The organism is Hyphococcus flavus, assembly GCF_028748065.1.
Taxonomy (GTDB): domain Bacteria; phylum Pseudomonadota; class Alphaproteobacteria; order Caulobacterales; family Parvularculaceae; genus Hyphococcus; species Hyphococcus flavus.
On record NZ_CP118166.1, the window covers coordinates 1,907,454 to 1,923,197 of the forward strand.

The window sequence follows — 15,744 nt, forward strand, 5'->3', positions numbered from 1 at the left end:
AATCATATGAGCATTCCGAATTTCTACAATCCTCTGAATTACCTAAGAAAATCAATATAAATAGCCAGAAAAAGCAGCGCTTCACGTTTAAATACCGTCATAGCTGTTTTGTTTTTCTAATTACCATCTATAACCAAACCATCAATCCATTCAGATTCGGCTTTTGCCGCGTTGATGCGTGTCGCCAGCGTTTCGCTCCGCCGGATCAAGAACGATTGCAGCCTTTAAAGCTGCCAGGAATGAGGGGTTATAACTAGTGAAAAAGTATCTTTCAGGCGCATCATTAATTGCCGTTTCTGCTGTCATTTGTACTGCCGCAAATGCACAGGTTGACCAAATTGTCGTTACCGCCACGAAGCGCGCAGAAAATGCGCAAGACATACCGGTCGCCGTTCAGGCCTTGGGCGCAGAGACGTTGGAAGAAAACCGCGTCGATAACTTTACTGATTATCTTGTGCAGCTTCCCGGCGTTACGGCGGGCGGAAGCGGTCCAGGTCAGAATACAATTTATATTCGTGGTTTAGCGTCGACGACGCCGAACCTGACCACGGCGGGCGTCGCCGGGCTGGCGCCCAACGTTGCGCTCTATCTGGATGAACAGCCATTATCTCAGCCGGGCCGCAATCTAGATGTTTATGCCGTGGACCTCGAGCGTGTTGAGGTATTGCCCGGGCCGCAGGGCACTTTATTCGGCGCGAGCTCCCAGGCGGGGACCGTCCGTCTCATCACGAATAAGCCGCGCATCGGCGAGTTCGAAGCTTCCGCTTCTTCAAGTATTGAAACCACAAAAGGCGGGGAGATGAGCAACAAGTTCGAAGGTATGCTCAATATTCCTGTAGGGGACAGCTTTGCCTTGCGCGTCGTTGGGTATATCGACGATCAAGGTGGATACATTGATAATGTTCCGGGCACGCGCGATGCATCGGAGTCCGGGCGTTTCCGCCCCGAGGGAACGCCACGCGCCAATGGCGTGCCTGTTTCAGCACAGCGCGCAGGGTTTCAGTCAACTTCTGACTTGTCTGGCGTCACTTTTCTGGAGGCGGATAACGCCAACCTTGTTGAAGAAGACTTTAACGATACACAATACACGGGCTTCAGGGCGTCAGCGTTGTACCAGATTAATGACGACTGGAGCGTTACGGTCATGCATGCTCGTCAGGACCTCGAAGCGGATGGCGTTTTCTTTGCCGATCCGGAACTGGATGAATACGACATCCAGCGGTTTGAAGATGACCGCCTCGACGATGATTTTCATAATACGAGCTGGACAGTTGAAGGTCGCATCGGCGCCCTGGAAGCGCTTTACACCGGTGCGTACACTGATCGGGACACGAACCAGCGTGTAGACTATTCTGATTATCTGTTCGTGGGACAGTATCTGCCCGATTATATCTGCGACTATGAGGTCGTTTACCCATCAGGCGCGCCCATGGGTACGTGTCAGCCGCCTAACCTTTATGTGGACTCGGTTACAGAAACAAAAGTCTTCACACACGAGTTGCGTTTTAACACGCCTAGAGAAAACCGTTTGCGGGCTACAGTGGGCGCCTTTTACAGCGATCTTGAACTGACTGAACGCAACGATTTCACCTATCCGGGCGCGCTCAACATCATCAATTCTGATGGTTCCACGGGTATTGGCGCTTTGCCGCCAAATTTTCCACTGACGAACGGTGCGGCGACAGCCGGGCAGATTGGCAATGAATCTGATGGCGGATATTTCAGCGACCCGGGCCCGTTCCCTGATGAGGTGATCTTCCGCAACGACATACTTCGTACCGATAAGCAATTCGGCGTGTTCGGTGAAATCAACTACGAGCTTGTGCCAAACGTTCTGACGCTCACATTCGGCACGCGCTATTATGACATTGAGGTCGATTTTGAGGGGAGTGCGAATTCGGCATTCGACCGCTTGTTCCCTACGACGGACTCAAACGGTCAGCCTGTCGAATCCCAATGTTGCGGCACCAATATCAGCGCGCAGTTCGCGCCAGGCAATCCATTTGGCGCGCCGGACACGGCAAGCACAGACGGGTTTATCTTTAAAGGGAATGTCAGTTGGACCCCGACGGATGATCTCCTGTTTTATGCCACCTATTCCGAAGGCTTCCGTCCGGGTCTGCTTAACCGGCCGGGCGGTGCGGCAGGGCCTGGCGGGTTCACCGTGCCTTTCGCCATCGATACGGACGAAGTCACGAATTATGAAATCGGCTGGAAGATGCAGCTTTTCCAAAATCAGTTGCAGTTGAACGGGAATGCGTTTTACGTCGATATATCGAGGCTGCAAACGACGATTTTCGATCCGAGCATTACAAATCTCTTCTTCTCTGATAACGCTGCGAATGCGGAGATTATGGGTGTTGAGGGCGACGTCGTCTGGGCTCCGGTTGCGCTTGAAGGTTTAACGCTGTCGGGCGCGTTCTCTGTTCTTGATACTGAAATCAAGGAAGTTCTCACCCCGACAAACGATGTTCTTGCAGGCGAAGAGTTAGCTTTTGCGCCGAATTTCCAAGGAAACATTCGTGCACGATATGAATGGGACGTAAGCAACAACTATCGCGCTCATATCCAGTCTCAGGTTGTCTATTCTGGCTCGTCTTTCAGCGATATTATTGAGATAAACAAAGCGAAGAATGACGCATGGGCGACTTTGAGTGCTTCAGCAGGAATTCATGCGGACCACTGGTCGCTTGAAGTGTATGGAGAAAATCTCGGAAGCACTTATGGCGTGCTCGCAAACAACTTTGTCTATGATCGAGAGCGCGTCACAGTACTCCGGCCGAGAACGATTGGCGTTAGGTTGGGGTTAACTTACTAATACGAGACGAATTTTTATTCGAGCATCAGGTATGATACCAGAAAGCGCCCCTCTTTGAGGGGCGCTTTTATCTGATTGGATGTATTCATTGTCAGAAAACGAGGAAAATCTAAAGGCGGCAAGGGCCAGTCTTCGTAATGGAGAATATGCTAAGGCGCTAGGCAAGTTGCGCGCTATCCTGACCGATGCGCCACAATCAGTGGAGGCGCTTTTTTTAAGCGCCGTGTGCTTGCGGTATTTAAATAAAACGGAAGATGCATTTCATCTTATTGCACAGCTAAAAGCTGCGGCGCCAGAATTTGGGCGTGCGTATCAGGAAGAGGGTCATCTTTTCAAAGCGCAGGGAGAATCAGAAAAAGCACTAAAAGCCTATCAGCAAGCCTGTGTTTTCAACCCGGCGCTTGAAGCGAGTTGGCGCGCGCAATCTGAAATTCTGTTAGCGAATGGGCATAAAGAAGGTGCTTTGAAAGCGAAACTCCAGGCAGAGTACTGGGCGCAAATGCCGAAACCGCTGATTGCGGCCGCAAATCATCTCTATGAAGGGCGGCTATTGAAGGCCGAAGAGCTATGCCGCGCCTTCATGCAGCAAAACCCGCGCCATGTTGAAGGGATGCGGCTTCTCGCTGAAATTGGCGCGCGTTTCAGCGTCTTTGAAGATGCCGAGTTTCTGCTGGAAAGCGCGCTAACATTTGAACCTGAGAACCTTCAGGTCCGCCTTGATTACATCAAAGTGCTTCGTAAGCGCCAGAAATACGACCTTGCGCATGAGCATGCATTAAAACTGTACAATGAACGCCCTGACGATCCGTTTTTTCAGTCACAGCTTGCTGTCGATAGCATGCAGTTGGGGGATTTCAAAAAAGCGCTAAGTTTATTTGATCGCGTTTTGACGGCGTTGCCGGATGATGCCGCGACGCTTGTTTCTCGGGGTCACGCCTTTAAAACATATGGACGCCACCAAGAGGCAGTCCAGTCTTATCGAGCTGCATGCAAAGCAAAGCCCGCACTTGGTGATGCTTATTATGGTTTGGCGAATCTGAAAACGTATCGTTTCAGTGATTCTGAAATTTCAGAAATGCGCGCCCAAGTAAAAAATGATCATTTGCCTTACGCATCACGCATTCAATTCTGTTTTTCCCTGGGTAAGGCGCTTGAAGATAGAAGGAATTACGAAGAGTCATTTGCCTATTATAAAAAGGGCAACGACTTGAAACGCAAACAATGCCGGTACGATGCCGATCAGATGACGGATGAGCTGCACGCGATTGCGGCGAGCTGCGACCAAGATTTGTTTATTCGTCACGGGAACTCAGGGTGTCCAGCTCAAGATCCGATCTTTATCGTTGGATTGCCTCGTGCAGGATCGACTCTTATTGAACAGATACTTGCGTCGCATAGTTTGGTAGACGGAACTTTTGAACTACCTAACATTCTTGCATTGGCTCATCGTTTAAGGCGTACCCGGCAGGCTAAATCAGTAGGGTACCCGGAAAACCTGCCTGAAATGAGCGATATTGCATTCTCTGAACTCGGAGAAAAATACATTGAAGGTACAAAAATTCATCGTCAGAACGCGCCTTATTTTATTGACAAGATGCCGAATAATTTTCGGCACATAGGTCTTATCAGCCTGATTTTACCTAATGCAAAAATTATTGATGCGCGCCGTGAGCCGATGGCCTGCTGTTTCTCCGGTTTTAAACAACTATTTGCAGAAGGTCAGGAGTTTACATACGGCCTGACCGAGATTGGGCGATATTATCACGATTATGTAGAGCTTATGAGTCATTGGAACGCCGTTCTGCCTGGCAAAGTCTTGCGCGTACAACATGAAGATGTGCTTGACGATTTAGAAGGGCAAGTAAAGCGTATTCTCGAGTTCTGCGCATTGCCGTTTGAGCATGCATGTGTTGAGTACCATAAAACTGAGAGATCGGTGCGCACGGCAAGTTCAGAACAAGTACGCCAGCCGATTAACAAATCCAGCGTTAGTCAATGGCAGTGCTATGAACCTTATCTAGGGCCGTTGAAATACGCCCTAGGAAAAACGTTGACGGAGTATCAACATTGACCGCCGAAGAAGAAACATTGCCTGAAGAATTAGCGCCTGAAGAATCTGTTTACGAGACGGATTATCAGACTGGTCAGGATAATATCAAATTTCTAGGGCTTGATATTCACAATCCAGTTTTCTTTATGAGCGCCGGGCTCATTCTTTCTTTTGCGATTATTACATTAACGTTCTCGTCAACATCCGGAGAGTTTCTCACGGCTGCGCGTGACTGGACCTTGAAACGGTTCGACTGGTTCTTTGTTGTAGCTACGAACATTGTTTTTCTGTTCTGTCTGTTTGTTGGCCTGTCTTCATTTGGCAAAATAAGATTAGGCGGGCCTGACGCCAAGCCTGAATTCGGTACATTGTCGTGGTTATCCATGCTGTTCTCGGCTGGGGTTGGCATTGGCATGGTGTTTTACGGCGCGGCAGAACCGACCGCATATTATACGGACTGGTTTGGCACACCGCTTGATGTTGAGCCGCGTAGCGCAGAGGCGGAGCGGCTCGCGTTCAGCGCCACAATTTTTCATTGGGGCGTCACACCTTGGGCGATCTACGCGGTAGTCGGCCTATCGCTTGCATTCTTCACGTTTAACAAGGGGCTGCCGCTCACGATTCGATCGACGTTTTATCCATTGTTAGGCGAGCGTGTTTGGGGATGGCCGGGCCATCTCATCGATTTGCTGGCTGTAGTCGCAACGCTTTTCGGTCTTGCAACGTCTTTAGGGCTCGGCGCCAAGCAAGCGGCAAGCGGCCTGCATTTTCTTTTTGGGATCGATAATGGTCTTGCAACGCAGGTCATTCTGATTGCAAGCATCACAGCCATGGCGATTTTCTCTGTGGTGCGCGGTCTTGATGGCGGCGTGCGGGTATTGAGTAACGTCAATATCGTTCTCGCGTTATTGCTTTTGGCATACGTAATTCTGGCGGGGCCTACGCTTGGCATATTGCAGAGCTACGGCGTTAATGCGTTCTCTTACGTCACTGACAGTTTGCGGTTAAGCAACTGGATCGGCCGTGAAGATACGGAATGGTTTCACGGCTGGACGATTTTTTATTGGGCGTGGTGGATTTCCTGGTCGCCTTTTGTGGGCATGTTCATCGCGCGCGTTTCGCGCGGGCGAACAATACGGGAATTTCTGGCGGCTGTTTTAGTGATGCCTGTGATCGTCGCTGTTATCTGGTTTAGCTCGTTTGGCTACACCGCCATTGACCAGGTGAAATCGGGCGTGGGTTCTCTGTCAGGCGGCGTTAGCGAGGTCTCGCTGGTGCTGTTTCAAATGCTGGAGAATTTACCGTTTGCTGAAATTTCCTCGCTTGTTGCAATCATCCTGCTCATCGTGTTTTTCGTAACGTCGTCCGATTCCGGTTCGCTTGTGATCGACAGCATCACAGCAGGCGGAAAACTTCACGCGCCAATACCGCAACGGGTTTTCTGGGCGACGATGGAGGGGTTAGTGGCTATCGTATTGCTGGTTGGTGGCGGATCTGCTGCGTTAACCGCGCTGCAGGCTGGCGCCATAACAACAGGATTGCCTTTTACGCTCGTGCTGCTCGCCTGCTGCGTAAGTCTTTGGCGCGGACTTGCATCAGAAACGCCTGTTTCAGATTAGAAATTTCTAGCCTGATTTTTTTGTAGCGAGTTTCGCCTTTTTCGCGTGGTTATTGTCGCGCAAGGTGCTGTTTGTCGCCAAAAACTTAAATATTTTCGATATGTTACAAGCTTCTCGCTAAGGTCCGCATTTTTTCTTCCAAACCTCTCATTATCGTTGCGCCATAGTGTTTGCGCGTATGGTGGTCTGCATGCGTTTCATTTCTGCTTGCTATGGCTTTTAGGCCCGATATTGATAGCGCGTAGTGCGCAACCATAATGATGATTGTAAAAATAACTGCGTGAATCCATAAAAAGTGAGTTGAGAGGTCCCTCACTATATAAGCCACGGAAAAAGATTGCATGAGTATAATAGCTGGAACGCCTAGCAGCAGCGGCGCCAGCAGCATTTTTAAATTATCGTGATGCTTAAAGTGGGCGAGCTCATGGGTGATCAATGCAGCAAGTTCATTTTCACTCATACTGTCTATGACTGAGGGGTGAGCGCGAATATGCTTCTTGAAAACTCCAATTGCAGAAATATTTATACCGCCATCCTTGGCGATCAGCAGGGTTGGGTGTGGGCTGCCGGTGCGTAGTGTTGCAACCGCCGCCGCGCGTTGAAATTTTTGAATGCGCTTGTCATTGCAGTGACCATCTTTTGTATTTTTGAAGATATACTCATGGCGAATTTTTATTAGCGCCACTGAGAGTGATCCAACGACAAAAAGAAACAGATGAAGCCTCAATAATAATGTTGCAGGACAGGGTGGGGCTGGTGAAAATATCAATGCGCTCCCGAACGATAGTCTGTCTGTTATGAGAGTAAGAATTTCCATGGCGGGGTTATTTTTTTTTAAGTGATTTCCTGGCGATTTGCCCGATTTTATCGAGCTTTTTTTTCTGTGCGTCGGGAAGTTCCTGAATAAAATGATGCATCGCTGGCTCGGAATAATCGCCTAGCATCGACTTGATCAACTTCGAAAAGGTTTCTCCCATAAAAGCCTGCTGCTTTTGCCGGGCTGAATAGACATATGCGCGGCTTTGTTTTTTTCGAGTCAGAAGCGTTTTGGCGTATAGATTGGTCATGACCGTCATAACAGTCGTGTAAGCGATGTCGCGTTTCTTGCTCAAAATTTCGTGAACGTCTTTCACCCGCCTCGGGGCGCCGTCCCACATGATGTCCATGATTTCGGTCTCAAGCTCGCCGAGTATTCTGAGTTTTCCTTGTTTTGAGAGCTTCAATAGTTGCGGCTGTTTCATAAAAGGCGCTTTCTCCACGGTCGATCCTAAATGCGTTGCGCCGCATGTAAAGACTTTACTACTATCAAAGCTAGTAATACTATGTAGCATAGTAGATGCGTCATGGCTCAAATGAAGCCGTTTGCTGTCTGTTGAAGAGGGTGAGGGCGTTTGCAAACTTACTGATTGAAAAACATCATTATGATTGGATGAAAGGTTTTGTTATGCGCAACTGGCGGCGTTTGTTCTGGCTATTATTTGGATTGCATGTTGCGACGCCGTTGCAAGCTGCGGTGTTTGCAGAAGATGAAAGCCAAGGCTTGGGCAAAGTATATTTGGCTAATTCAGGCAGCCCAGATGCGCAAGCGGCCTTCAATCGTGGATTAGCGGCGCTGCATAGCTTTTGGTATAGCGAGGCGCGCGATGCTTTTCAGGAAGCCCAAGCAATAGATGATAATTTTGCTTTGGCCTACTGGGGCGAAGCCCTGACCCATGATTATCCGTTTGGATCAAACCCGGATGTCGAAACCGCAAAAGCGATTCTGAACCGATTGGGAAGGAATGCTGGGGCACGGCAAACAAAAGCGGTTACAGATATGGAAAAACGTCTTCTTGGCGCCGTGGAAGCGTTATTTGGAGAGGGCGAACGCGAAGAACGTGAAGATAACTATTTTTCTGTAATGCGTGATCTGCATTCAGATTACCCTCATGATGTAGAGATTGCATCTTTCTATGCCCTGTCAATTCTTGGAAAATCGACCCTAGGCCAGGACTTTCAGGATCTAATGAAAGCAGCGGCTGTATTAGAACCTTTCTTCGATCGCTATCCCGAGCACCCAGGCGTGGTGCACTATCTCATACACGCGTATGATGATCCCGTTCATGCCGTATTGGGTTTGCGTATGGCGAATGTTTATGCGCGCATTGCACCTGAGTCTTCACATGCGTTGCATATGCCGGCGCACATATATGTGCAGCTTGGCATGTGGTTCGAAGCTGAAGAATCGAACGAACGCTCTTTCAATTCTTCTGTGACATCGGCTACGGCAAGAGGGTTGGATGGCAACGCATATGACACACACAGCTTGAACTGGTTGATGTACACTCAGTTGCAACTCGGGAAAGTCGATGCTGCACGAGGTAGTTTGCGCAAAGTTAAAGAGATTGCCCGAGATACCGGCAATACTTTCAGTATTGCGCAAGATGCAATGATGACATCGCGGTTCGCTATTGAAACCGGGGAATGGGACGTAGCGGACTCTGCTCAAGTTGCGGATGATTTTACAAGCACTATGATGAAGACAAGCGTTCTGATCGGCGCTGGGATGGCTGCTGCTGCTCAAAAAGACTTTGAGGAAGCACGCGCGATTGTTTCCTCTTTAGAATTGCTGGGGGCGCAAGAGGAAGCGTCAGAAAATATCAGCAGAGCTAACCGGATCCGCGCCGCTAGGCTTGTGATTGAAACGTCGATAGCTGACAATCAAAATGAACTGGAAAAAGCAATTGAGCTGGCCCGGTTGGCGGCGCAAGTTGAGCGGCAATTGCCCTTGCCGGTCGGGCCCCCATCTCCTTATCAGCCCGCGCATGAACTGTTGGGGGAACTGTTGCTAAAGTCTGGCGACGCCTCCGGGGCTATTGTCGCGTACCAGATGGCTCTGGAACGTACGCCACAACGCCCGCCAGCATTGTTGGGTTTGTTACTTGCAGCTGAAGCGGCCAATGACAGGGCGTTAGCAGAACAAACACGTGCGACATTATCAAAGTTTTGGGCGGAGGCGGATCATGAAGTCACTACAAGAATTTAGAGTTTGTCAATTTAGAACTGTTCAGGGCGTATCTTGCTCAGGCGCAAACAGAAGAACGGCGAAACGGAACTCGATTTTTCTTGCCACGGTGTTGCTTGCATCGGCGATGCAAGCCGCAAGTGCGGATGATATGATCACTAAAGTCGAGCCTGGTGTTGTGTCTACAGATGCTGTCGAAACGGAAATCGCTTATTCTCCTGACGGCAATGTGCGGCTGTTGGCGCGTAGTGAAGGTCAATGGGGCGAAAACGGTCGCGGCGCCATTTATGAGAGTCGATTGGCTAACGGGAAATGGAGCGAATTCGTAGTTGCTGCCTTTTCAGGCGCGCATTCCGATTCTGACCCATTCTTTTCTCCTGATGGAAAGTTCGTCTATTTCACATCAGATCGGGGTGAGGGAAACGACGCGGCAAATGATCGTAACATCTGGCGTATAGCCGTAGTCGAGGATGGTTATGGTGCAGCAGAAATTCTTCCGGCGCCCATAAATTCTCCTGCTGACGAATACAGTTCGACTTTAAATGGCGATGGCGATCTTTATTTCGCGTCAATGAGAGCCGGCGGTTATGGTCTTGGCGATCTATATGTTGCCCGTAGCTCGAATGGGCGGTTTCTCGACCCCGAAAATCTTGGCCCAACTATCAATGGCAAAGGCGGCGAGTGGACAGTCGTTACCTCGCCGGATGACAAACTCCTCATATTCGAAGCTTCTCACAGAGCGGAAAATAAGGGCGGCGTTAGCGGTGATCTTTATGGTGCGCTCAAAAGCGGAGGTGGATGGGAATCGGTAAGGAATCTTCGTCTTCTAAATACGGAGGGAAGCGATCTTGGGGCGCGTTTTTCCCTGGACGGTTCCGGCATCTTTTACGCCAGCACACATAAAAAAGGCGGTGCGCAGGCGGATATTATGCAAGCGCCCAAAGCTCTCGTTCTATCTCATTTTTCACGAATAGCGGCAGTCAGTCGTTCGGCGCATCAGGTATGTGTCTTTACCGTACCGGGCTTTATCGAATCTGGCTGTGCGAAAACAGGCGACGTCGGGCCGCATGAGATTGCAGCCTCACCAGACGGCAGGTTCGCGTATGTTCCCAATCACGGCGTTTATCCTCAACCCCATGACGAGCCTATTGAACCTGATCAATTGAAATGGGTGAACGGCAGTAGCCAAAGCATCAGCAAGATCGACCTTACGATGGTAAAGACCGTGGGTGAGTTTCAGCTTGAAGATTGTCAACAGCCGCATGGCGTCGCTGTTTCACATGATGGCGCCAGTATCTGGGTAACATGTGAAAACGATCAGTCAGTTCAACACATCGATGCGGTCACCGGTGAGCGGTTGCGGACAATCAATATTGGGGTGGCGGGCGTTCATGAAATCAAGATGTCTCCACGTGGCAACCTTCTGGCTACCGCGAACTTTGACCATGGTTCCATAAGTCTCATATCACTCGATGATGACTTGTCAGTCGATACGATCGAGACAGGGCGTGGGGCTGAAGGGATGAGATTTAGTTCTGACGGCGCCAGCCTTTATGTGTCGAATGCTTTTGCGCGCACCGTATCAGTAATCGATGTAAATGAGCGCAGGCGCATACGTGATATCCCTACAGGTGGTCAGTTTTCCATTGATTTATTTGTTTCAGAAACCAGGGATGAGATTTGGGTCACGCACACCGCCTCACGCGACATAACTGTAATTGATATGGAAAGCGGAGAGATTAAAACCAAAATTGCTCTAAACAGCACGCCGCTTGGCATTATAATGTCGCCGGATGAAAAATATGCCTTTGTGACGATGCCTCGATTAAATCAGGTATGGGCGTATGATGTTGAGACCTACGAAATAATCGAAAAAATTGACGGCGTCATGGAAGGCGATGGCCTTGCTTGGATACCGCAAGTAGTTAACTAGGCGGTTTCGGAAAAGCCCAAGCTTTATCCCTTCGTGATGTTATGCCGAGCGTTTAGCAGAAAACGGATAAGTATTGCGCTTATCCGTACTCATTTTTTTCAGCATACGTATGACCTTATTTACAGTCCCACTCGGCAAGCACTTCTTCGGTATGTTCGCCTGGTTCAGGGGCGCGTCGTTCGGGAGTGTTCGGTACACCTCGAAATCGTGGCGCTGCGGCGGGCTGTATGGTTCCCTCAAAGTCTATAAAGGTATTTCTGGTGACATTATGCGGGTGGGTAGGCGCCTCTGATAATGAAAGAACAGGTGCAAAACAAACATCTGTCCCTTCCATAATTTCCACCCATTCATCGCGTGTTTTTTTACGAATAATCGCGGCTAACTTGTGTTTCAATTCCGGCCAACGTTTTTGGTCCATCTGCATGGAAAAATCCGGATCAGCGGCAAGGCCTGTCTTTTCCAGCAATAAGGCGTAGAACTGCGGCTCAATGGCGCCGATACTGACAAACTTTCCGTCGGCACACTCATAGGTGTCATAGAACGGCGCTGCACCATCCAGTAGATTGGCACCACGCTCGTCGCGCCACACTCCATAATTTTTTAAATCGTGGAACAGCGCCATCAACAGCGCCGAGCCATCAGTCATGGCGGCGTCTATAACTTGTCCTTTGCCAGTTTCACGCGCGCGAAGGAGACCGGCAAGCAATCCAACGATGAGAAACATCGCGCCGCCGCCATAATCACCAACTAGATTGAGCGGCGGCGGCGGCGGTTCGTCTTTTCTGCCCATGGACCCAAGCGCGCCAGAAAGAGCAATATAATTAATGTCATGGCCTGCAGCGTGTGAAAGCGGACCGTTTTGCCCCCAACCGGTCATGCGTGCGTACACAAGCGCAGGATTTCTAACGAGCGTTTCATCAGGGCCGAGCCCGATGCGCTCCATAACGCCTGGCCGAAACCCTTCAAATAATGCATCAGCTTTTTCAATAAGGTTGAGCGCAGTTGCTATTCCGGTATCACTCTTCAAATCGAGAGCGACAGATCGTCGGCCACGCCCCGTTACTTTTCCAACGCCTTGCGGCTTCACGCCCGGACGATCAATGCGTACAACATCTGCGCCCAGATCAGAAAGGATCATCCCGCAAAACGGGCCGGGCCCGATTCCGGCGAATTCGAGTATGCGAACTCCTTTTAATGGTCTGTCTTGCGCCACTAATCGCTCCTGTTCATCCTGGTCTAATTTCGTAAATCTGTTGTCGTCATTCGGTTTGTAAATCTCACTGGCCGGGCTTTAAAGAGCACCTTTCAAAGCCGAAAGTGAGCCATGATGCGTAACATCTTTATGCCATAGTCATTATGCATCTAAAGCGTGCTCGCGGAATCCAAAAGACCGTCACGTAAAGCGAGTGCGAGTAACTCCGCTGCTGAATGTACTTTCAATTTTCGCATCATATTGGTGCGATGTTTATCGACTGTATAGGCGCTAACGCCCAGTCGTTCAGCAATTCTGGCGTTTGTTTCACCGTTCGAAATACCGCGCAGCACTTGCAGCTCACGCGCCGTTAACATATCGGACGGGTGGGCTTCGCTTAGGATTTTTTCTATGGCGGTGGAATAGACAGGCTCGCCGGATATGATTTTGGGAATTGCTTGCGCCAATTCCTCAGGCGGGTCGGACTTCAGAAAAAGTCCATCGACTGAAGCGGCATGCGCTTGCGCCGCCAGGCCACGTGAGGTTAGGCCAGTAAGAATGATCAGCCGGCTATTGGGGCTCCATCGTCTGATTTCATCCACAGCTTCGAGACCGCCAGCATAGGGCATGGCGATGTCAGCAAAAACAAGAGCTGGCGTGTGACGCTTGACCAGCGCGACCAGTTCAACACCATTTTCAGCCTCGCCAACGACGCTAAAATCACTCAAACTTGCAAGAATGCTTTTCACACCTTGCCGGACAATGGCATGATCATCTGCGATTACGACAGTCAGCGTCACAGTTGTTGGCTCCGGAGGCTTGAGCGTGCGTTTTATTCATACTGGACAGCTTTGTCATCGTATTTTGGTGCTGCCAGCAGTTTTCATTGCAGTATTGATAGCTGCCTGCGGAAGCGTCAGCGCCGCGGATCGGATTGTGCGTATTGATGGCCGCGAGCCAGTGCGCAACCTTGAAGGCCGAATATACTATCATCTGGATGAAACGCGCGCGTTGAATGTAAATGAAATCGCCCGTGTCGATTTTGATGTCGTGCCGACGCATGAGCCTGATTTTCAATACACCAAGTCGGCAATCTGGCTGAAAATTCCTGTAATCAATCAGCAGCGCGAATCCGTAGACATGCGGATGACGTTGCAAACGAATTTCATGACCGAGTTGGCGATATTTAAAGTTGATGACGAAAGAGCGGAGATATTATTCGAACAAAATGAAAATTCAGGGTTTGCCACGCGAATTATTCCACATCCGAATATCGTAATACCGATTACATTTGAGCCTGTCGAAGGGGCAGACATTTATATTCGTTACCTTTCACGTGGTAGTACGACGTTGCCCATCCGCTTTGAGACTTTGCCGAGTTTTGAGCGCTGGTCACAATCATACACAGCAAAACTTTTTACTTTCTATGCGTTGATGTTTGCGTTCGCGGTCATGAGCACAATTGCTTTTGTTGTAACGCCGCGCGGGCTTTTTCTGGCGTATGCATTCTACGCTATTGCTGTCATATTATATATTGGACAGCGCGACGGCGTCGCTTTTCAGTATTTCTGGCCAAACGCGCCCCTTTTTAATGGATATGCGTCTCTACCTCTCGGCTGTCTTGTTGGGCTCGCGGCTGCTGTGTTCGCCAGGGTGTTTTTGGATACCAAGAAAAATTATCCAGGTGCTGACATCTTTCTGAGAATGTTCATGGTGCTGTGTGCGCTCATTCCATTTTCAGCGTTTTTCATAGGCGAAAGCAATGCAAAAAAAGTCGCGACATACTGGGTGACGTTTGGTGCGATTTCGTTTTTGGTGATTGGCTTCCGTGCCATGAAAACAATTCAGCCACGGATAGTTTTTTATCTTACAGGCTGGTTTGGTATTGTCTTTGCTTCTGTGCTCGTTACGGCGCGTGATGTCATGGGCATATCGCCTGGGCGTAGTGAGACACTTGATATTGTGCGCGCTGCGACGTTGTTTGACGCGACCATGATGGGGCTAGCCATGACAGCGGCGATCCTACACATCCGGTCCGAACGTGATAAATCGCTGCGTGATCAGGTCGAGGCGCTGCAATCAAACCTTGCGTTGCACGAGCGCTTGAATTCGCTTGAAAGTCGCTACGAGCAAGCAGCGGAAGAGGCTGAAAAGCGCGGTCGCGTGCTTGCTAATGCCTCACATGATATCCGCCAACCGCTTTTTGCACTGCGCAGCACATTAAAAGAATTTGAGACGTCTTCGGCGACGGATAAGGGACAGGGGCAAAGCATTGAACGCAGCCTCGATTATATAGAAGGGCTCGTTGATGATTTTACGAAAACGGCGTTGAACGAGGCGAGCAGTGAGGCCGGGATTAAAGGCCCCGCAACCCCAGTATCGGTTATTTTTGATGCTGTACACGGCATGTTTCTGGCTGAAGCGGAAAATAAAGGGCTGGAGTTGGTCATAGTTCCAAGCTCGCGTTCTGTACGCCTGGAAGCGTTTCCCATGTTGCGTGTTATTACCAACCTGGTTGCAAACGCCGTCGCATACACAAAGTCGGGAAAGGTTTTGATAGGATGCAGAAGACGCGGCGACAGATTGCTTGTTGAAGTATACGATACAGGACCCGGCATATCAGCGAGCGAACTAGAAACGGTTATGCAGCGCAATCACCGAGGCTCACAAAATGGAAGCAACCCCGATGGCGAGGGCCTTGGGCTGGCCATAGTAAGAGAAATTGTTGATGAAGAAGGCATGAAGTTCTTTGCAAAGAGCGAGCCGGGTAAAGGCTCATGTTTTGCGATTGAAGCGCCGCTCGCATGAAGCATCGCATGCCTTGTTAGCGGATATTGTTACACGCATCGGCATTCGCATTCGCGGTATAACATTCATAAATAGAGCCTTTTTAGCAAGAACTACCGGAATCACGTAATTGACCGCTTATGCAGCGCACGCGCATTTTTATATAGATTGCGCTTCGTGATTCTATTGAAGCGCGTTTCTCTCTGGGGGAGAGAATGATGCGTGAAATGGCATGTACGACTGTCATTTTCAAAGACAACGCCAGCCAGCTGCGCGATAGCGCGGCGGGCCATTCCGTGCGTTGTGCAAGGCAGAGGTCTTGCTGCTGGAAGCCGTTACAC

10 protein-coding genes are annotated in these 15,744 nt (G+C 49.7%); 6 read left to right on the forward strand and 4 right to left on the reverse strand.

Going from position 1 to position 15,744, the window contains the following annotated elements:
* Window positions 1-256: 256 nt before the first annotated feature.
* From PUV54_RS09255 to PUV54_RS09265, 3 genes are all read left to right on the forward strand, one after another.
* Complete coding sequence (locus tag PUV54_RS09255; protein WP_274491939.1) at window positions 257-2,818, forward strand: TonB-dependent receptor; 2,562 nt, start codon at window positions 257-259, stop codon at window positions 2,816-2,818.
* A 79-nt stretch (window positions 2,819-2,897) separates the two neighbouring features.
* Window positions 2,898-4,889: a tetratricopeptide repeat-containing sulfotransferase family protein gene (locus PUV54_RS09260; RefSeq protein WP_420797874.1), complete on the forward strand. Its 1,992-nt coding sequence runs from the start codon at window positions 2,898-2,900 to the stop codon at window positions 4,887-4,889.
* The gene (locus tag PUV54_RS09265; RefSeq protein ID WP_274491941.1) at window positions 4,886-6,487 is read left to right on the forward strand and encodes a BCCT family transporter; all 1,602 of its coding nucleotides are present in this window, start codon (window positions 4,886-4,888) and stop codon (window positions 6,485-6,487) included. The genes PUV54_RS09260 and PUV54_RS09265 overlap by 4 nt, the downstream gene beginning before the upstream one ends.
* A 103-nt stretch (window positions 6,488-6,590) precedes the next feature.
* Here PUV54_RS09265 and PUV54_RS09270 read toward each other — a convergent pair whose 3' ends face one another.
* Window positions 6,591-7,172: a M48 family metalloprotease gene (locus PUV54_RS09270; RefSeq protein ID WP_274491942.1), complete on the reverse strand. Its 582-nt coding sequence runs from the start codon at window positions 7,170-7,172 to the stop codon at window positions 6,591-6,593.
* Window positions 7,173-7,311: 139 nt separating this feature from the next.
* On the reverse strand, window positions 7,312-7,728 hold the full coding sequence (locus PUV54_RS09275; RefSeq protein ID WP_274491943.1) for a BlaI/MecI/CopY family transcriptional regulator: 417 nt from the start codon (window positions 7,726-7,728) through the stop codon (window positions 7,312-7,314).
* Window positions 7,729-7,823: 95 nt separating this feature from the next.
* Between PUV54_RS09275 and PUV54_RS09280 the strand changes: the two genes are divergently transcribed.
* Together PUV54_RS09280 and PUV54_RS09285 are read left to right on the forward strand one after the other, a co-directional pair.
* The gene (locus tag PUV54_RS09280) at window positions 7,824-9,512 is read left to right on the forward strand and encodes a YfgM family protein (RefSeq protein ID WP_274491944.1); all 1,689 of its coding nucleotides are present in this window, start codon (window positions 7,824-7,826) and stop codon (window positions 9,510-9,512) included.
* 130 nt (window positions 9,513-9,642) lie between these two features.
* Window positions 9,643-11,424, forward strand: coding sequence for a YVTN family beta-propeller repeat protein (locus PUV54_RS09285; protein WP_274491945.1), 1,782 nt, complete (start codon window positions 9,643-9,645; stop codon window positions 11,422-11,424).
* A gap of 115 nt (window positions 11,425-11,539) precedes the next feature.
* On the opposite strand, the gene PUV54_RS09290 is transcribed toward PUV54_RS09285, so the two are convergent.
* On the reverse strand, window positions 11,540-12,637 hold the full coding sequence (locus PUV54_RS09290) for a CaiB/BaiF CoA transferase family protein (protein ID WP_274491946.1): 1,098 nt from the start codon (window positions 12,635-12,637) through the stop codon (window positions 11,540-11,542).
* A gap of 149 nt (window positions 12,638-12,786) precedes the next feature.
* The gene (locus PUV54_RS09295) at window positions 12,787-13,416 is read right to left on the reverse strand and encodes a response regulator (protein WP_274491947.1); all 630 of its coding nucleotides are present in this window, start codon (window positions 13,414-13,416) and stop codon (window positions 12,787-12,789) included.
* A 25-nt stretch (window positions 13,417-13,441) separates the two neighbouring features.
* On the opposite strand from PUV54_RS09295, the gene PUV54_RS09300 reads away from it, so the two are divergent.
* Window positions 13,442-15,424: a sensor histidine kinase gene (locus tag PUV54_RS09300; protein WP_274491948.1), complete on the forward strand. Its 1,983-nt coding sequence runs from the start codon at window positions 13,442-13,444 to the stop codon at window positions 15,422-15,424.
* Window positions 15,425-15,744: the final 320 nt, after the last annotated feature.

Excerpts from the sequence above, each read along its gene's own strand:
- PUV54_RS09260 (WP_420797874.1), top strand. The coding sequence starts at position 2,898 with ATGTATTCATTGTCAGAAAACGAGGAAAATCTAAAGGCGGCAAGGGCC.
- PUV54_RS09275 (WP_274491943.1), bottom strand. The coding sequence starts at position 7,728 with ATGAAACAGCCGCAACTATTGAAGCTCTCAAAACAAGGAAAACTCAGA.
- PUV54_RS09280 (WP_274491944.1), top strand. The coding sequence starts at position 7,824 with ATGCGTCATGGCTCAAATGAAGCCGTTTGCTGTCTGTTGAAGAGGGTG.
- PUV54_RS09285 (WP_274491945.1), top strand. The coding sequence starts at position 9,643 with ATGATCACTAAAGTCGAGCCTGGTGTTGTGTCTACAGATGCTGTCGAA.